Origin of the sequence: Salinibacterium sp. UTAS2018, from assembly GCF_004118935.1 — a bacterium.
Classification (GTDB): Bacteria; Actinomycetota; Actinomycetes; order Actinomycetales; family Microbacteriaceae; genus Rhodoglobus.
Genome location: NZ_CP035375.1, coordinates 1837546 through 1852664 on the forward strand (window position 1 = coordinate 1837546; position 15119 = coordinate 1852664).

The 15119-nt window shown below is 62.6% G+C and carries 16 protein-coding genes; 12 read left to right on the forward strand and 4 right to left on the reverse strand.

Features of this window, described 5'->3' with window-relative positions; genetic code table 11:
* The first annotated feature begins 96 nt into the window (after nucleotides 1–96).
* Both ESZ53_RS08735 and ESZ53_RS08740 read left to right on the forward strand, forming a co-directional pair.
* Nucleotides 97–1563 (forward strand): NAD-dependent succinate-semialdehyde dehydrogenase, encoded by a 1467-nt coding sequence (locus tag ESZ53_RS08735; protein ID WP_129072470.1) that lies wholly within the window; start codon nucleotides 97–99, stop codon nucleotides 1561–1563.
* Nucleotides 1564–1771: 208 nt separating this feature from the next.
* The gene (locus ESZ53_RS08740) at nucleotides 1772–2908 is read left to right on the forward strand and encodes a class I SAM-dependent methyltransferase (RefSeq protein ID WP_129072471.1); all 1137 of its coding nucleotides are present in this window, start codon (nucleotides 1772–1774) and stop codon (nucleotides 2906–2908) included.
* A 148-nt stretch (nucleotides 2909–3056) separates the two neighbouring features.
* On the opposite strand, the gene ESZ53_RS08745 is transcribed toward ESZ53_RS08740, so the two are convergent.
* A complete protein-coding gene (locus ESZ53_RS08745) occupies nucleotides 3057–4034 on the reverse strand; it encodes a serine hydrolase (protein WP_129072472.1) in 978 nt (325 codons plus the stop codon).
* Nucleotides 4035–4297: 263 nt separating this feature from the next.
* Between ESZ53_RS08745 and ESZ53_RS08750 the strand changes: the two genes are divergently transcribed.
* The 6 genes from ESZ53_RS08750 to ESZ53_RS08775 all read left to right on the forward strand — a co-directional run bounded on the left by ESZ53_RS08750 (nucleotide 4298) and on the right by ESZ53_RS08775 (nucleotide 8685).
* Nucleotides 4298–5518 carry a Fic family protein gene (locus ESZ53_RS08750; protein WP_129072473.1) on the forward strand — a complete coding sequence of 407 codons (1221 nt, stop codon included), beginning with the start codon at nucleotides 4298–4300 and terminating at the stop codon, nucleotides 5516–5518.
* A 287-nt stretch (nucleotides 5519–5805) separates the two neighbouring features.
* Nucleotides 5806–6306 carry an RNA polymerase sigma factor gene (locus tag ESZ53_RS08755; RefSeq protein ID WP_246837269.1) on the forward strand — a complete coding sequence of 167 codons (501 nt, stop codon included), beginning with the start codon at nucleotides 5806–5808 and terminating at the stop codon, nucleotides 6304–6306.
* A gap of 46 nt (nucleotides 6307–6352) precedes the next feature.
* Nucleotides 6353–7453 (forward strand): CU044_5270 family protein, encoded by a 1101-nt coding sequence (locus tag ESZ53_RS08760; protein ID WP_129072474.1) that lies wholly within the window; start codon nucleotides 6353–6355, stop codon nucleotides 7451–7453.
* Nucleotides 7454–7512: 59 nt separating this feature from the next.
* Nucleotides 7513–8103, forward strand: a complete 591-nt coding sequence (locus ESZ53_RS08765) for a GNAT family N-acetyltransferase (RefSeq protein ID WP_129072475.1) — start codon at nucleotides 7513–7515, stop codon at nucleotides 8101–8103.
* Nucleotides 8100–8348 carry a hypothetical protein gene (locus ESZ53_RS08770; RefSeq protein ID WP_129072476.1) on the forward strand — a complete coding sequence of 83 codons (249 nt, stop codon included), beginning with the start codon at nucleotides 8100–8102 and terminating at the stop codon, nucleotides 8346–8348. Before ESZ53_RS08765 ends, ESZ53_RS08770 begins: the two co-directional genes overlap by 4 nt.
* Before the next feature lie 73 nt (nucleotides 8349–8421).
* On the forward strand, nucleotides 8422–8685 hold the full coding sequence (locus tag ESZ53_RS08775; RefSeq protein WP_246837270.1) for a hypothetical protein: 264 nt from the start codon (nucleotides 8422–8424) through the stop codon (nucleotides 8683–8685).
* Between the two features lie 42 nt (nucleotides 8686–8727).
* Here ESZ53_RS08775 and ESZ53_RS08780 read toward each other — a convergent pair whose 3' ends face one another.
* Nucleotides 8728–9219, reverse strand: a complete 492-nt coding sequence (locus ESZ53_RS08780) for a MarR family winged helix-turn-helix transcriptional regulator (RefSeq protein ID WP_129072477.1) — start codon at nucleotides 9217–9219, stop codon at nucleotides 8728–8730.
* A gap of 105 nt (nucleotides 9220–9324) precedes the next feature.
* On the opposite strand from ESZ53_RS08780, the gene ESZ53_RS08785 reads away from it, so the two are divergent.
* The 4 genes from ESZ53_RS08785 (at nucleotide 9325) to ESZ53_RS08800 (ending at nucleotide 12448) form a co-directional block, all read left to right on the forward strand.
* Nucleotides 9325–9906 (forward strand): NADPH-dependent FMN reductase, encoded by a 582-nt coding sequence (locus tag ESZ53_RS08785; RefSeq protein ID WP_129072478.1) that lies wholly within the window; start codon nucleotides 9325–9327, stop codon nucleotides 9904–9906.
* Nucleotides 9907–10043: 137 nt separating this feature from the next.
* The gene (locus tag ESZ53_RS08790; RefSeq protein WP_129072479.1) at nucleotides 10044–10253 is read left to right on the forward strand and encodes a type II toxin-antitoxin system VapB family antitoxin; all 210 of its coding nucleotides are present in this window, start codon (nucleotides 10044–10046) and stop codon (nucleotides 10251–10253) included.
* Complete coding sequence (locus ESZ53_RS08795) at nucleotides 10253–10657, forward strand: PIN domain-containing protein (RefSeq protein ID WP_129072480.1); 405 nt, start codon at nucleotides 10253–10255, stop codon at nucleotides 10655–10657. Before ESZ53_RS08790 ends, ESZ53_RS08795 begins: the two co-directional genes overlap by 1 nt.
* Before the next feature lie 393 nt (nucleotides 10658–11050).
* Nucleotides 11051–12448, forward strand: a complete 1398-nt coding sequence (locus tag ESZ53_RS08800; RefSeq protein WP_129072481.1) for a reverse transcriptase family protein — start codon at nucleotides 11051–11053, stop codon at nucleotides 12446–12448.
* Between the two features lie 44 nt (nucleotides 12449–12492).
* Here the strand turns inward: ESZ53_RS08800 and ESZ53_RS08805 are convergent, their stop codons facing one another.
* Both ESZ53_RS08805 and ESZ53_RS08810 read right to left on the reverse strand, forming a co-directional pair.
* Complete coding sequence (locus ESZ53_RS08805) at nucleotides 12493–13818, reverse strand: aspartate aminotransferase family protein (protein WP_129072482.1); 1326 nt, start codon at nucleotides 13816–13818, stop codon at nucleotides 12493–12495.
* Between the two features lie 133 nt (nucleotides 13819–13951).
* The gene (locus ESZ53_RS08810; RefSeq protein ID WP_129072483.1) at nucleotides 13952–15103 is read right to left on the reverse strand and encodes an ABC transporter substrate-binding protein; all 1152 of its coding nucleotides are present in this window, start codon (nucleotides 15101–15103) and stop codon (nucleotides 13952–13954) included.
* Nucleotides 15104–15119: the final 16 nt, after the last annotated feature.

Genomic DNA, 15119 nt, shown 5'->3' on the forward strand with positions numbered 1-15119 from the left:
GCGCGCTCAGTGCCCGCCCATGCGGCGCCAAGCCGAAGTTCAGCTAGCGCTGTTTGACTGACTCGCAGATTTCCCACCACGAAAGGTGCTCACCGCATGACGAACTCCACCGAAACCCAGCTTCTCGAAGCCGTGCCGAACCAGCTCTTCATCGGCGGTGAGTGGGTTGCCGCAACGGGCAGCAAAACTCTCGACGTGACCGACCCCGCTACGGGCAAGGTCATCCGCACCATTTCGGATGCCTCGGCCGAAGACGGCATGCGGGCGCTCGACGCGGCCGTTGCTGCGCAGGATGCCTGGGCCGCGACGCCCGCTCGCGAGCGTGGCGAGATTCTGCGCCGCACTTTCGACCTCGTGCAGAAGCACCGCGATGACATCGCCCTGCTGATGACGCTCGAGATGGGCAAGCCGCTCGCGGAGGCCAACGGTGAAGTCACTTATGGCGGCGAGTTCTTGCGCTGGTTCAGCGAAGAGGCCGTGCGCATCTCGGGTCGCTTCGGCAACACCCCCGAGGGCACCGGTCGCATGATCGTCTCGCAGCGCCCGGTTGGCCCCTGCTTCCTTATTACGCCGTGGAACTTCCCGCTCGCGATGGCGACCCGTAAGATCGCGCCCGCTCTCGCCGCCGGTTGCACGGTCGTCGTGAAGCCCGCCGCGCTCACCCCACTCAGCACTTTGTTCTTGGCGAAGCTCTTCGAAGAGGCTGGGCTGCCCGCTGGCGTGCTCAACGTCGTCACGACCTCGAGCTCGTCTGAAGTCTCCGAGCCGATCATCGCGGACTCGCGCCTGCGCAAGCTCTCGTTCACCGGCTCCACCCCCGTCGGCAAGGCGCTCATCAAGCAGGCCTCCGAAAACGTTCTGCGCACCTCGATGGAACTCGGCGGCAACGCCCCGTTCGTAGTCTTCGACGACGCTGACCTCGACAAGGCTGTAGACGGCGCGATCGCGGCCAAGTTCCGCAACATCGGCCAGGCCTGCACCGCCGCCAACCGCTTCATCGTGCACAGCTCGGTTGCCGCCGAGTTCGCCGAGAAGATTGCCGCTCGCGTCGCCGACATGAAGATCGGTCGCGGCACCGAAGACGGCGTCAACATCGGCCCGCTCATCAACGACAAGGCCGTCGATAAGGCCGACGAGTTGGTTCAGGATGCCGTGAAGCGCGGCGCAACTCTCGTCTCCGGCGGCAAGCGCGTCGAAGGCGATGGAAGCTTCTATGAGCCCACGATCGTTTCCCACGTGCCCGCCGACAGCGACATCCTGCGCGAAGAAATCTTCGGACCGGTTGTCTCGATCGTGGAGTTCACCGACGAAGCCGAAGGCGTGCGCCTTGCGAACGACACCGAATATGGCCTCGTCTCGTATGTGTTCACCGAAAGCCTTGCTCGCGGAAATCGGATGATCGACGACCTCGACACCGGAATGATGGGCCTCAACGTGGGCGTGCTCTCCAACGCGGCAGCACCCTTCGGCGGAGTCAAGCAGTCCGGCATCGGTCGCGAAGGCGGCTCGGAAGGCATCCACGAGTACCTCTCTACTAAGTACACGCTCGTTCCCAACAGCTGATGTGCAACTGCATCCCGTCAGCGCACCTCGAGGAATGTCCTCTGTGCGTTGACGAGCCGAACATCACACGCGGCTACAACTAGATTCCCGTGAGCGAGTGGCCCCACCTGGTGGGGGGCCGCTCGCTTTCTGGGTTAAGGGGCTCGGCTACGCTGGGGGCACCGCTGCACCTGCTGGTGGCGGTGTCGCGCCACTGAAAGAGTTCCCCATGTCTGAGCACTTGTTTGCCACTCTGCGACGTTGGCCCGACGTGGAAGCTCCCAACCTTTTTGCGGTGGATGCCAGCGACCGGCTCATTCTTGATGAGGCCGCTCCGCAGTTGGCCGACATCCAACCCGGTGAGCTCGTCGTGATAGGTGACAACTATGGGGCGCTCACACTGGGCGCTGTTTCGTTGCACGACTGCCGCGGCATCCGCGTGTTTCAGGATTCGTTGGTTTCGGAGTTGGCCCTGGCCGAGAACGCGGGCGACCTTGCCCCGCACTACACGTCACACACCTTGGGCGCAGAGCTGCTGTCGGGCGCCCGCTTGGTGCTGATGCAATTGCCGCGCAGTCTGGCTGAGTTGGATGAGTGGGCTCAGGCCATTGCCCGCTTCGCGTCGCCTGACGTGGTCGTGATTGCGGGCGGCCGCATCAAGCACATGACCTTGGCAATGAACGAGGTACTCGGCCGTTCCTTCGATGACGTGAACGCCGGTCGCGCCCGCCAGAAGTCACGCACGCTCACGTCGCTCGGCCCGCGACGTGACGGTACCGAAGCTCGCTACCCGACGACGTCGGTGCTGCGCGAACCCGAACTTCCCGTCGACGAGCTGACGGTGAGCGCCCACGGTGGCGCTTTCGCCGGGGCCACCCTCGACATCGGCACCCGCTTTCTCATGACGTTCCTGCCCGAGATGAAGCCGGATGCCGCCACCGCCGTCGACCTCGGCAGCGGCACCGGAGTGCTCGCCGTTTCGCTTGCTCTGGCCCGCCCCGACCTGCACGTGGTTGCCGTTGACCAGTCCATCGCCGCCGTCGCATCGACCCGCGAGACGGCCGACGCGAACGGTGTCGGAGCCCGCGTTGAGGCCGCGCGCGAAGACGCCCTCACCGAACGGCCGACGGCCAGTGCTGATCTGATTGTGTGCAATCCGCCGTTCCACACCGGCGCCACCGTGCATGCGGGCGTTGCGTTGCGGATGCTGGCTGACGCCCGCCGCGTGCTGAAGCCCGGCGGCGAACTGTGGGTCGTCTTCAACACCCACCTCGGGTATCGCGACTATCTGAACCGCACCGTCGGCCCCACCCGCCAGGCCGGTCGCAACAGCAAGTTCACGGTGACGGTTTCGGTGCGCGAATAGTTGCTCAATCGCAGTGGAGGCTTGCCGCTCAGGAGCGATGTGGATACTCCGGCGGCGAAGAGCACTGGAGTGGCAGGATCGTTAACAGCAGAACCCCGGCCCAGAACCAATTTCCCGGCAGTCTGCTGGAGAATTCCCATGCGCCCCATCACACGCCAGAAACCACCGCGTTATCCAGCTCATCCAGTTCAACGGTCGGGCAATTCACGCGATTCGTGAGGAACACGAACGCGACACCGGCCGACGGATGAATCCAGAATTGGGCACCCGACCAGCCGCCGTGGCCATACACATCACGGTCGATGAGTCCCGGGGCACGAGTGCGCAGGTTCCACGTGAAACCCCAATCCTGGCCGCGCGATGCCGGGTACGGCTCGAGACGGGGAATGTCGCCCGTGAGCGGCCGACGCATCATCGCCAAAGTCGCTGGTTTCACGATCTCACCGGTGTTGCGCAGCAATGCGGCTCCGATATTCAGCAGATCTTCGGCCCGCCCGATCAACCCGGCACCCGGATGTTGCAGCGCCGTGAAGCGTTGCAGATCCAGTCCGGATGCTTCCGCGTCATCCACAAAATGAGGGTTCGACGACTCGTCGAGAGTGAGGCCAGACGCATCGATCGAGGAGAGTGCATCGGCAACCGCTTCACTCCAAGTACGCCCGGTGCGCTTCTGGATCATCCGGGCAATACCCTCGTAGGCGACCGTCGAGTAGCGGGATGCACTGCCGGCAGCGAAGTCGCGCGAACCGAGCAGGCCCGCGGTGAGGCCCTCGGCCGCATCCATCGCAGGCTCAGTAATGCCAGAGGTGTGGCTTGCGAGGTGGCTCAGCCGCACAACATCATCGCGGTTATTGCCAAACTCGGGCACGTCAGCCTGCAGCGGAGTGTCGGGCGTGACGAGCCCGGCCTCGATCATCCGTGCGGCGGCGAGACCGACGAGCGGCTTGGTGACCGAGAACAGCCGGTAGTGATCGTCCACTTGCGCCTTGCGCGCGCCCGTCGAACCAAAGGCATCAAGAACTTGGATGCCGTCGGCGGTAGCAACACCAAGAACTGCGGTCGGCAGAGCCCCCGAGTCGACATGGCGGCGCGCCCAGTCAAAGGCGTGCGCGAAGGGTGCAGACATCTCAACTCCTGTGTTTGGGGTGCTCCCGCTCATGCGCGGCGCGTGGCCAGCATCCGCTCGAGCGATGGATCTGCTTTAGCCTAACGAGCGTTCACGCTACCAAGGCAACGAGGTGTCTACGACTCGATTACCGAACAGCTCCGCAGCGTGACGATGAGCCGCCACGCCTTCACCGCAGCTAGAGCTTCACCCGCACGCCATAAGCCACCAGCAGTCTTCTCCATACCCAAGGCTATTGCCTTAGCCTCGGATACAATAGCCCCATGGCGCATAACGAACACGAGGTGAACCACACTGAACCGGCCTGGCCCGCCGTCACGTACGAGTCCCGACCGTGGTCACGCTCGGGTGACGAGGTCGGATCACGCCGACAAGTCCGTGCCGCGCACGGCCCCTACACCGCGGCCGTGCCAGCGTTCATCGCGCAATTGTCCCCCAATCTCCCGTTGGCTCTGATCGCACTGGCGGATGACGTCGGCCGTGAACTGACCCGGTTCGACACCCAAGTCGGAACATTAGCGGCGCCGTTCTCCTCGATTCTGTTGCGCTCAGAGAGCGCCTCGAGCTCTGAAATGGAGGACCTCACCTCCAGCGCCAAGCAGGTCGCTATGGCCGAAATCGGCGATTCTTCATCCGGGAACGCCGAGTTGGTCGTGAGTAACGTTGCGGCGATGAAGGCTGCAATCGATCTGGCAGATGACCTCGATCCAGCGGCAATTCTCACGATGCACCGGGCCCTGCTCGAGAAATCGAACCCCGACATCGTCGGATCGTGGCGAAGCGATCAAGTCTGGATCGGTGGCGGCTCACTCTCGCCCCACAACGCAGATTTCGTTCCGCCTCACCATGATCGCGTGCCTGCGCTCATGGACGACGTCATGCACTTTTCGCGACGCACCGATCTTCCAGCGATTGCGCAGCTTGCCATCGCTCACGCCCAGTTCGAGACCATTCATCCGTTCCCTGACGGCAACGGCCGAACTGGCCGCGCCCTCATCCAGGGAATGCTTCGGGCCGGCGGCGTCACCACCAACATCACCGTCCCCGTCTCCGCTGGACTGCTCGGAGACACCGAAGGATACTTTCGCGCGTTGAGCGCGTATCGCCGCGGTGATATCGCAACCATTGTCGAGACCATGTGCGAAGCCGCATTTGCCGCGATCAACAATGGCCGCCTGCTCGAACGCCAGATCGTCGACATCGCTGCCCGCTGGGATCACGCCATTCAAGCCCGCAGCGATTCCTCAGTGCACCGAGTAAAAAACCTGCTCCTGCGCCAACCAGTAATCACGGTTGCAATAGTGGCGCGCGAGCTAGGCGTCAGCGAGTCAGCCGCCGACACTTCGATTGCCAAACTGGTCGAAGCGGGCATCCTGCTGCAATCAACCACTGGCCGCCGCAACAGACACTGGCAAGCCACAGAAGTGTTGAACGCTCTGGATGAGTTTGGCGCTCGCGCCCGTCGCAAACGAGCAGGGCGTTGAGCTTTGTGCGCCAGAACGTGACGTGCCACGGTGTTCGAAGCTAGCCGACCCATGGGAGCGAAGGTTGAGTCACGCAACACCGAATGTCACAACGCTCTGCCCGATCTCGCCAACGGCAAAATTGTCATTCTCGTCAATGACAATGCCTGAGCGCACCATGCCACTAAGCGTCACTCACGTGTCCTCAAGCCGTGCGTCGAGAAACGTCCCGCAGAAAAGCTGGCTGCGCTACGCTCGCGTGAAAAGCCAATCGTGAACTTAATTCAAGCAATCGGGCAATACCTAGTGTGACTAGCGATAACGAGATCATCCGGAGGTCGTGGGATAACCCTGCGGTCTTCGCCGAGATGTACGACCGCCATGCGACATCCGTCTATCGGTATGCGGCACGGCGAGCGGGCGTCGACACTGCGGATGACATCATGGCCGAGACTTTCTTGGTCGCTTTTGAGCGGCGCAACCGCTTCGATAGCGCCTTCGAGAGTGCTCTGCCGTGGTTGCTCGGGATCGCAACAGTGCTGATCCGCAAACAGCGGGGTTCTGAAGCGCGGTTCTTGCGTGCGGTCGTGGCCTCGGGGCCTCCGGCGACGGTCGTCGAGAATCACGATGATCGACTCGACGCCGACCTCTCGATTCGGGCTCTGGCCGGAGCAATTCGCAAGCTACCTGCTCGCGACCGGGATGCACTGCTGCTGTATGCGTGGGGCGACCTCGACTATGAGGGCGTCGCACTCGCCTTGAACATTCCCGTCGGGACTGTTCGGTCACGTCTCAATCGCGCGCGGTGAGTGCTGCGCCAATCTGCTGGCGTCGCGCCGGCACAGGAGGTGGATCGTGGACGAACTTCAACTGCTCCGATCGTTCGGTAAGGACGTCGCGGATCCGTCTGCCGAGGCCCTGAGCCGCGGTCGACGAGGTCTGGTCGAACACATCGGGCAACAACCGGCAATCGCCAGACCGAACCCTAAGAAGCGCATCGCTTTGTTCAGTGGCACCAGCGCTCTCGCCGCTGGCGCCCTCGTCGCGACCTTGGTTTTCACTGACGTTCTAGGGCTCGCTGGCTGGCGAGGTGGAGCGGATGCTGCTGCCGCCTCTGCCTTGGGCAACGCCGCGGCCGCCGCAATCGAGAACTCCGATCCGGTGGTGGGCCCGGGCCAGTATTTGAAGGTCGACACCGAGGCGGTATTTAGCGCGGGGGCACAGACCGCGGATTGGGAACATTTTGCGTATCTCGAAACCCAAAACTCCCAAATGTATATTCCTGCCGATCACTCAGACGAGTGGGTTCTCGTAACCGAACCGCGAGCAGCGATCAAGGTCTTCGGTGAGGGTTTCGAAGAGGAAGCGCAGGAGTCTGCCCGGGCAGGCTTCGAGGAAGAGCAGATCAGTCGGGCACCGTACGGCGGATTCGACAATTCGAAACCACGCGACTGGCGACTGGATGAATTACCGCGCGACCCCCAGCGACTGCTCAACTACATTTATCGGGTCACGGCCGGCCACGGCGTGAGCGCGGATGGTCAAGCGTTCGACTTCATCTCCACGACGCTGCGCACCGGTGTGGTTCCAGCGGAGTTTCGTGCCGCGCTCTATGGGGCTGTGGCGGGGATTCCTGGGGTTGAAATCACCGATGAGGCAGCCACGCTCAACGGTCGAACTGGAGTCGCCTTCGGCCGCGAGGAGAAAGACGGATTTCTCCATGAAATCATCATCGATCCGGATACAGGGCTCCTCATTGGTGAGCGCACTGTCCAGCTTTTCGACAGCAAGCTCGACCCAATATTGGCGGGAGAAGTTGTCGGGTGGACAGCTGTCACCACAACTGTGGTGGATGCGGCCCCAACAGGCGGATCCCTGTGCGGAAACGGGGGCGAGCCGGTGAACGGCCTCGGCAGCGGTCAGTGCAGTGACCCCAACAGGCCGCGCACCGACTGACTCTTCGCTGCGATCGGCACCGCAAGCTCGGCGACCATGATCGCACTTAGGATGCTGGGATGAGTACCCTGAACTTTCGCACGGCTACCCGTGACGACATCCCGGCGCTGCTGACGCTCGTCACTGCGGCGTACCGCGGCGAAGAGAGCCGGGCCGGCTGGACGAGCGAAGCCGATCTCATCGTGGGGGCCCGTCTGGATGCCGCAGCCCTGGAAGCCGACCTTGCTCGACCGCGGTCAAGCATTCTGCTCGCCGAGCGTGACGACCAGCTCGTGGCCTGCGCGCACGTTACCGACGACCACGGAAAAGGGTACTTCGGGATGTTCTCCGTCGACCCGAATCAGCAAGGCGGCGGGGTCGGCAAGCTGGTGCTCGCGGAGGCTGAAGCGTACGCGGCCCGCGAGTGGAGTGTGTCGGTGATGCAGATGACCGTGATCGATGTGCGCGAAGAGCTCATCGCGTTCTACGAACGCCGCGGATACGTACGCACCGGCATCACGAAGCCTTTTCCTTACGGCGAAGAGCGGTTCGGGATCCCCCAGCGTGACGACCTGCAGTTCGAGGTTCTGAAGAAGACACTCGAGTCGGCCGGGCAGCATCGGGAGTCGAACGACGCGACGACTTTAGCTCCTGAGGGTGTCACTCGGTGAAGCGCGCCATCGTCTGGTTTTCCGTGGTGGGTGGCCTCGGACTCATCACCGCGGTCGCGCTCACCGTGATCGAAGGCGTGAACTATCGGCTTCGCGAAGAGCAAGGACTGGACCCGATCAGGGCTGCGGACTGGGTCGCCGGTGCGACCGTTGCGGGATTCGCTGTCTTCGCCATTTCAGCGGTTGCGCTCGTAGCCCTGGCCGTTAGCGCTGGCCAGAGACCGCCCGACGAGATCCCCGAATAGCCGCGCTGGCCACCCTGGCCGCGCGGGCATTAATTTTCGAGACATTTTCATCATTGCGCCGTAGGGTGAGGTGGTGAAGATCAAACGACGAGGGCTGAGGCTCTTCCTGACGGGAATCGCGATCATCGTGATCGGCTCGATCACATCCGTGATTTATCTGCTCCAGCCGTGGCGCACTTGCGACTATGACGATACTCCGACAGCGTGCGCAATGCTGCCCGCCGACGCCGCGGTGCTCACAGTCGCGATGCTCGCCGTCGGCATTGCAGTGTTCGTAACCCTTGCCGGCGTCGTGCAGATGAACGCTCAGAAGCCCGCTGAAAAAACGATCGAGTAGCGGAACCGGCCGCATTGACCGCGCTTCGTTGCGAGCCCTGCGCTACGAAGCGGCGGCCGCCGAATCGCACTGCGGCTCGAGCGTGGACTTGATCTTGCCACTGACCGAGGCCAGGGCATCCTGCTCCTCGCGGGTCAACAGGTCGAAGAAGTGCGTGCGCACAAACGCGAGGTAACCGGATGATGCCTGCCGCACCGCTTCGAGACCGTCGGCGGTGATCTGCACGTCGAGACCGCGAGCATCCGAGGGGCAGCTCTTACGTTCCAGCAGCCCGCGGGTCTCCATGCGCTTGAGCAGGTGAGAGAGGCGACTGCGGTCCCAGCCGAGCGAAAATCCCAGGTCACGGGCGCGAAGGAGAGTGTCGGACTGCTCGGCGTGGTCGGTGAGCGCCGTGAGCACCGCGTGTTCCGGGCCGGAGAGCTGAGCATCCTGAACTAGCTGCTTGTCGAGAGACGACGCCAGCTGTTGCGTTGCGCTGACGAACCCGCGCCAGAGGGCGTTTTCGCGGTCATCCATTTCGCGTGCGTTCGTCATCACAGCCTCTTTTCCTTACTCGCAAGAATTAGTTTGACACCTTATTGTTGATATGACAACATCTTTAGTGACACGTCAACAAACTTCGTCCTAAGGGGATACAGCATGACCAAGATTGCGATCATTACGGGCGCCAGCCGCCCGGGCAGCGTCAACCAGTCCGTCGCCGAGTGGGTTCTCGCCCAGGTTTCGACCCGTGACGACGCCGAGTTCGAAATCGTCAACATCGCCGACTTCGACCTCCCGATGCTCGACGAGCCCTACCCCGCCGCGTACCAGAACTACCAAAATGACCACACCAAGGCGTGGTCAGCCAAGATTAGCGAATTCGACGGCTTCATCTTCGTGGCCCACGAATACAACCACAGCGCGGGCCCGGTTCTGGTCAACGCCCTCTCGTACCTGAACGCTGAGTTCAACAACAAGGCTGCTGGCTTCGTCTCCTACGGCTCCATGGGCGGCGTTCGCGCCGTCGAGCACCTGCGCGGAATCCTCTCCGAACTGCAGGTAGCGCACGTGCAGCGCTCCGTCATGTTCTCGCTGTTCACCGACTTCGAGAACTTCAGCGTCTTCGCTCCGACCGAGCAGAACGCCGGCACGCTCGCGCCGATGGTCGACCAGCTCACCGCGTGGACCCGCGGAATGGCAGCCGTTCGCACCGAGCAGTTGGCCACCGTCGCCGCTTAAACAAGCGCACACCCCCTCAAACGGCTTTCCGGCATTGGCCGGGAGGCCGTTTGTGCGTTCGGGCGCCGGAACACTCCACAGCCCCGTATTCTCAGCCCCCAGTACTATATATTCAAATATATAGAGAGGGGCCACTCATGACCGTGACATCCATCGACATCGATCCCACCGAGCTGCGTACCGCCCGAGACCTCACCGGCTCACGCAGCAACCGAGAGACGGTCGATTTAGCCCTGCGCACTCTTATCGCGCTGCGCCGCCAACCGGCTGCCGTTGAGCGCATCATCGGTCGCACGTTTGATGACGATCAGATCGACGCTCCCACATCGCGACCAACCGCCGAGTAGTGGCCACCTACCTCGTCGACAACAGCATCTGGCAGAAAGCCGCTCGAAGCGCGACCATAGCCGCACGACTGCGAGCGCTTTCACCTCAGCACCTCATCATCACGTGCCCGCCCCAAGTGCTGGAGTACCGCCATTCAGCGCGAACGGATGCCGAGTACGCGGAGCTGCGTGAAGACATGGAGCATTTGCTCCCCGCGCTCGAACACCCCTCGACCAGCCAAGCCCTCGACATTCAGCACGCCCTGTGGGCTACCGGTCGCATACGCGCGGCCGGCGCCTTTGATTGCCTGATCGCCGCTTATGCCCTGGCTAACGACGCCATCATCCTGAATAGCGACCACGACTTCGGTTATATCGAGAGCGCAACCAACGGTGCTGTGCGTCAGGAGTTCGTGCCCGAATAGAGCGACTTGACGCCGACACCCAGCCTGTTGGCGCTCACCCGCGTAGCCGAGGCTCGCGAATCGCTCGGCTGGGATGCCGCCCCGAACCCGGGCCCTTACCCTGGCTGGTAATGCGCCCGAATCGACGCCCGACTGAAGTTTCCTCTGTTAATCACGATTGGCGTTGTTAGCATGGCAGCGTGCAATGGGTTGAGGTCGAGGCGGATGGAGCGCGAGCCGTTCTATCCTCTTCGGGGATACCCCGAGGTACGCAGACTGAGTTACGACACACGCCGCGGGCGCGCCACTGCGCTTCGCGCAGCAATGCGCCCGCAGTGACAGACAGGTCGATCTCAGCCCATTGCTTCACCCTTCGAAGAGCCCTAAGAAGAGTTAGCCTTCTCGCGGATCACGATGACTGATGCACCGCCACAGACGACCGGCTCACCGATTAGCGGTGTGCCTCGGGTTCGCCGCGTTCCGCACCCCACACCTGCAGCAATCGCGGGCGCACTGTCGTACGCGTTTCTTGCTGCCGATCAGTGGGCGACCAACTCACTAATCGACGCAGGCGCCCGCGTGCTCGGAGCACGACGCCGTTGGCTGCGGACGGTGGTCGCCGATGTCGTAGCCGTCTACCACCGTCCGCCAGCCGATTCATCTCGCGAGTTAGCTTCGTTCGTTGTGCAATTGCCCGCATTCGTGGAGGCGATCGCTAAAGCGAAGCAACAACGCCGTCCCATTGGCCTGCACCATTTTCCTGCAGCTCCGTCGCAGGCCCGTGATCGGGGCGACCCCGTCCCCGTGGTCGACACTGTTGGCGAGCTCGCGACGCTGCTCGGGGTGACGGTTGGCCACCTTGAGTGGTGCGCCGACACTAAGAATTGGAACCGCCGCGCACCCGCTGGGCGACTTCAGCACTACAGGTATGAGTGGCGCCAACGACCGGGCCGCACGCCTCGCCTGCTCGAGGTGCCTGAGGAACGAATTCGCCGCGTTCAACGCACCTTGCTCGATACTGTTATCGGTCTGATCCCCACCAACGTTGCGGCCCACGGTTTCGTGGCGAGCCGCAGCGCAGCAACAGGGGCGGCTCTCCACACTGCCCGTGAAATTGTGGTGACTCTCGACCTGACAACATTCTTTACCCGGGTGACAGCAGCGCGTATCTATGGCGTGTTTCGTCAATCAGGTTTTCCTGAGTCAGTTGCCCACATACTGACGGGTCTGTGCACGAACTCTGTTCCGCCACGGGTGATCGCCGCGATGCCACCAGGAGGCAGTGCGGATGAACGGTTCGCCCTGCGGCAAGCGTTGGCGGGCAATCATCTCCCGCAAGGAGCGCCGTCGTCGCCCATGCTGGCAAATCTAGCCATTCGCCGCCTTGATTCGAGACTCACAGGTTGGGCCAACGCAATCGGTGCCACGTACACTCGCTACGCCGATGACCTAGCCTTCAGCGGCGATCGCGACCTCGCGCGCCGACCCGATGCGTTCATCCGGGGTGTGCACCGCATCGTTCTCGACGAGGGCCACAACGTCAACCCCCGAAAGACGAGAGTACGGCGTTCAGGCACGAAACAAACAGTCACCGGAATCGTCGTCAACGAACGCACCAACATCTCCCGCCACGACTACGACGCGCTCAAAGCACTGCTTCACAACTGCGCACAGCACGGACCAGATTCGCAAAACCTTAGCCACCACGTCGATCTTCGCGCCCATTTAATGGGGCGCATTGCGTGGGTCACGGCTCTCAACCCGCACAAAGGTGAAGTTCTGCACACAAAGTTCGCCCTTATCCGCTGGTAGCGCCTAGCATCGCTGCCTCCGCCGACCCCCAACGTCGCTGACAGCTAGCCCAGTTCGGCCGTCAGCACCGCATCGTAAATCTCCATCGCCTCGGCGATTTCGGCGGGCGTGACAACGCACGGCGGCAGCACCTGGATGCGGTTTTCGGTCACGAAGGGCAGCAAGCCACGCTCCACCAGGCCAGCGCGAATGCGCCCCATCGTTGCAGCCGGCACTGGTTCACGAGTGCCCCGGTCGGTCACAAGTTCGATCGCCCAGAACACTCCACGACCGCGCACTTCACCGATCGACGGATGGCGTTCGGCGAGCGCGTTCAAGGCCGGCCCAATGTGGTTCTCGCCGATGTCGCGCACGTGCTCAAGCACGCCTTCGGAGGCGATCGTGTCGAGCGACGCCACAACGGTGGCGGCGGCCAGCGGATGCCCCGAATACGTCAAGCCGCCGGGGAACACCCGGTCGTTGAAGAACGCTGAAATCGGGTCGTCGATGATCACGCCGCCGACCGGGACGTAGCCCGAGTTCACTCCCTTGGCGAAGGTGATGAGGTCAGGCCGCACGTCGAAGGCATCGAACGCGAACCACTCGCCAGTGCGCCCGAAACCGCACATCACTTCGTCGAAGATCAGCAGGATGCCGTGCTGATCACACAGTTCACGGACGCCAGCGAGGTAGCCAGCCGGCGGCATCAGAATGCCCGGAGTTCCCGGGATCGGCTCCAGCAGCACGGCCGCGATTGTCTCCGCGCCTTCCGCTTCGATCACGCGCCGCAAGTGCTGCAGTGCACGTTCGCTCTCTTGCTCGGGCGTCGTCGCCCAGAACTCGGAGCGGTACAGGTAGGGCCCGAAGAAGTGCACGTGCCCGCGCGCGAACTCGTTCGGGATGCGGCGCGGGTCGCCCGTGGCCACAATGCTGCTGCCGGTGTTGCCGTGGTACGAGCGGTACGCCGAAAGAATTTTGTCGCGCCCGGTGTAGAGCCGCGCCATCCGCATGGCATTTTCGTTGGCGTCCGAGCCGCCGTTCGTGAAGAACACGCGATTGAAGCCCTCGGGAGCGATCGCCGCCAAACGCTTCGCGGCCTCACCACGGGTCACGTTGGCAGTGGGCGGTGAGATCGTCGCGAGCAGTTGAGACTGCACCCGGATTGCTTCAAGCAGGGCCGGATGCTGGTGCCCCAGATTCACATTGACGTGCTGGCTAGAAAAGTCGAGATATTCATTTCCGGCGTGATCCCACACGCGGGTGCCGAGCCCACTCTTGATGCTCACGGCGGCGGCATGGGCGGGAGTCTGCGCCGACCACGAATGAAAAATGTGCGCCTGATCGAGTTCGAGCGCATACGCGTCGAGGTCTCGGGAGTCGTGCTCGGTCATGGCGCTGGCCCTTCAACGTAAATAAGCGGTGCTGGCATGAAACTGGTGCTGCGCGCGAAGCTGTGCCGCAAGAAAACGAATGCCGCCCTCACGAGCGTAAGGGCGGCATCCGTCTAGCGGTTATTCAGTGCGACTAGTTGCCGCCCTCGAGGAGGGTGACGTCGATCGGGCTGAAGCTGGAACCGGTGGTGTCGACACCATCGGCTTCGAGTTCTTCAAGTGCCTTCATGATCCAGTCGTTCGACCATGCCGTTGCCGGCGGGGCCGTGGTGATGGGGCTCGCGCCCGACTCGTTGACGGCGCTGATGGCGCCCTCTACCGTGCGGTCCCAGGCAGCTTCGTCGATGACGCCGATGCCGTTCTCGGCCGGCCAGATCAGCTTGTTGGTCTCGTTGGTCATCCACAGTTCGTGGCTGGGGCCCCAACCGGAACCGGCAGCAACGGTGCCTTCGGCAGCAGACTCGGGGTTCTCAGCCGAGTAGATCCAACCCTTGACGACGGCCTTGAGGAACTTGACGGTCGTCTCTTGGTAGTCCTCGTCGCTGTCGAGACGCTCGGTGTCAGCCCAGATTGCATCCTGGAGCATGGCACCAACGGTGTCTTCGTAGCTGATGACGTTGAAGTCAGAGGGCTGGTAGAGCTCTCCGGTGTCGGGGTCGGTCGATTCGAGCAGCTGGGCGTACTCGTTGTACGTCATGGCCTGCGCGGCGTCGATGTCACCCTGCAGGAAGGCGTTCATATTGAAGTCCTGCGTGATGATCTGCACGGTGGAGGAGTCGAGGCCTTCCGCAGCCATCGCTGCGAAAATTTCCCACTCGTTTCCGAAGCCCCACGAACCGATCTTCTTGCCCTCAAAGTCGGCGACCGAGTCAATACCCGAGTCAGCCCACGACACCTGAAGGGTGCCCGACTTCTGGAAGATCTGAGCGATATCGGTGAGGTTGGCGCCCTGTTCGATGGAACCCAGAACCTTGGGAACCCAGGCTACGGCGTAGTCAACGTCGCCGTTAGCGAGAGCGTCTTGCGGAACGATGTCGCCGCCCGACGGGATGATTTCTACGTCAAGGCCCTCTTCTTCAAAGAAGCCCTGATCAGCGGCGGCAAAGTACCCAGCGAACTGCCCCTGAGGCAGCCACTGCAGTTGGAGCTTCACTTCGGTGAGGCCGTCAGCAGACTCCGAAGAACCGCTGTCACCCCCATCGCCGGTGGAGCATGCTGCGAGGAGGACCGCTGCCGTTACGGCAAACGCTCCGGCCGCTAATGAGCGGCGTTTGGTGAACTTCATGTCAGACCTTTCAGAT

What these genes read in the sequence shown, in the direction of transcription:
- ESZ53_RS08735 (WP_129072470.1), top strand. Translation starts at nt 97, where the DNA reads ATGACGAACTCCACCGAAACCCAGCTTCTCGAAGCCGTGCCGAACCAG.
- ESZ53_RS08740 (WP_129072471.1), top strand. Translation starts at nt 1,772, where the DNA reads ATGTCTGAGCACTTGTTTGCCACTCTGCGACGTTGGCCCGACGTGGAA.
- ESZ53_RS08745 (WP_129072472.1), bottom strand. Translation starts at nt 4,034, where the DNA reads ATGTCTGCACCCTTCGCGCACGCCTTTGACTGGGCGCGCCGCCATGTC.
- ESZ53_RS08750 (WP_129072473.1), top strand. Translation starts at nt 4,298, where the DNA reads ATGGCGCATAACGAACACGAGGTGAACCACACTGAACCGGCCTGGCCC.
- ESZ53_RS08765 (WP_129072475.1), top strand. Translation starts at nt 7,513, where the DNA reads ATGAGTACCCTGAACTTTCGCACGGCTACCCGTGACGACATCCCGGCG.
- ESZ53_RS08780 (WP_129072477.1), bottom strand. Translation starts at nt 9,219, where the DNA reads ATGACGAACGCACGCGAAATGGATGACCGCGAAAACGCCCTCTGGCGC.
- ESZ53_RS08785 (WP_129072478.1), top strand. Translation starts at nt 9,325, where the DNA reads ATGACCAAGATTGCGATCATTACGGGCGCCAGCCGCCCGGGCAGCGTC.
- ESZ53_RS08790 (WP_129072479.1), top strand. Translation starts at nt 10,044, where the DNA reads ATGACCGTGACATCCATCGACATCGATCCCACCGAGCTGCGTACCGCC.
- ESZ53_RS08800 (WP_129072481.1), top strand. Translation starts at nt 11,051, where the DNA reads ATGACTGATGCACCGCCACAGACGACCGGCTCACCGATTAGCGGTGTG.
- ESZ53_RS08805 (WP_129072482.1), bottom strand. Translation starts at nt 13,818, where the DNA reads ATGACCGAGCACGACTCCCGAGACCTCGACGCGTATGCGCTCGAACTC.
- ESZ53_RS08810 (WP_129072483.1), bottom strand. Translation starts at nt 15,103, where the DNA reads ATGAAGTTCACCAAACGCCGCTCATTAGCGGCCGGAGCGTTTGCCGTA.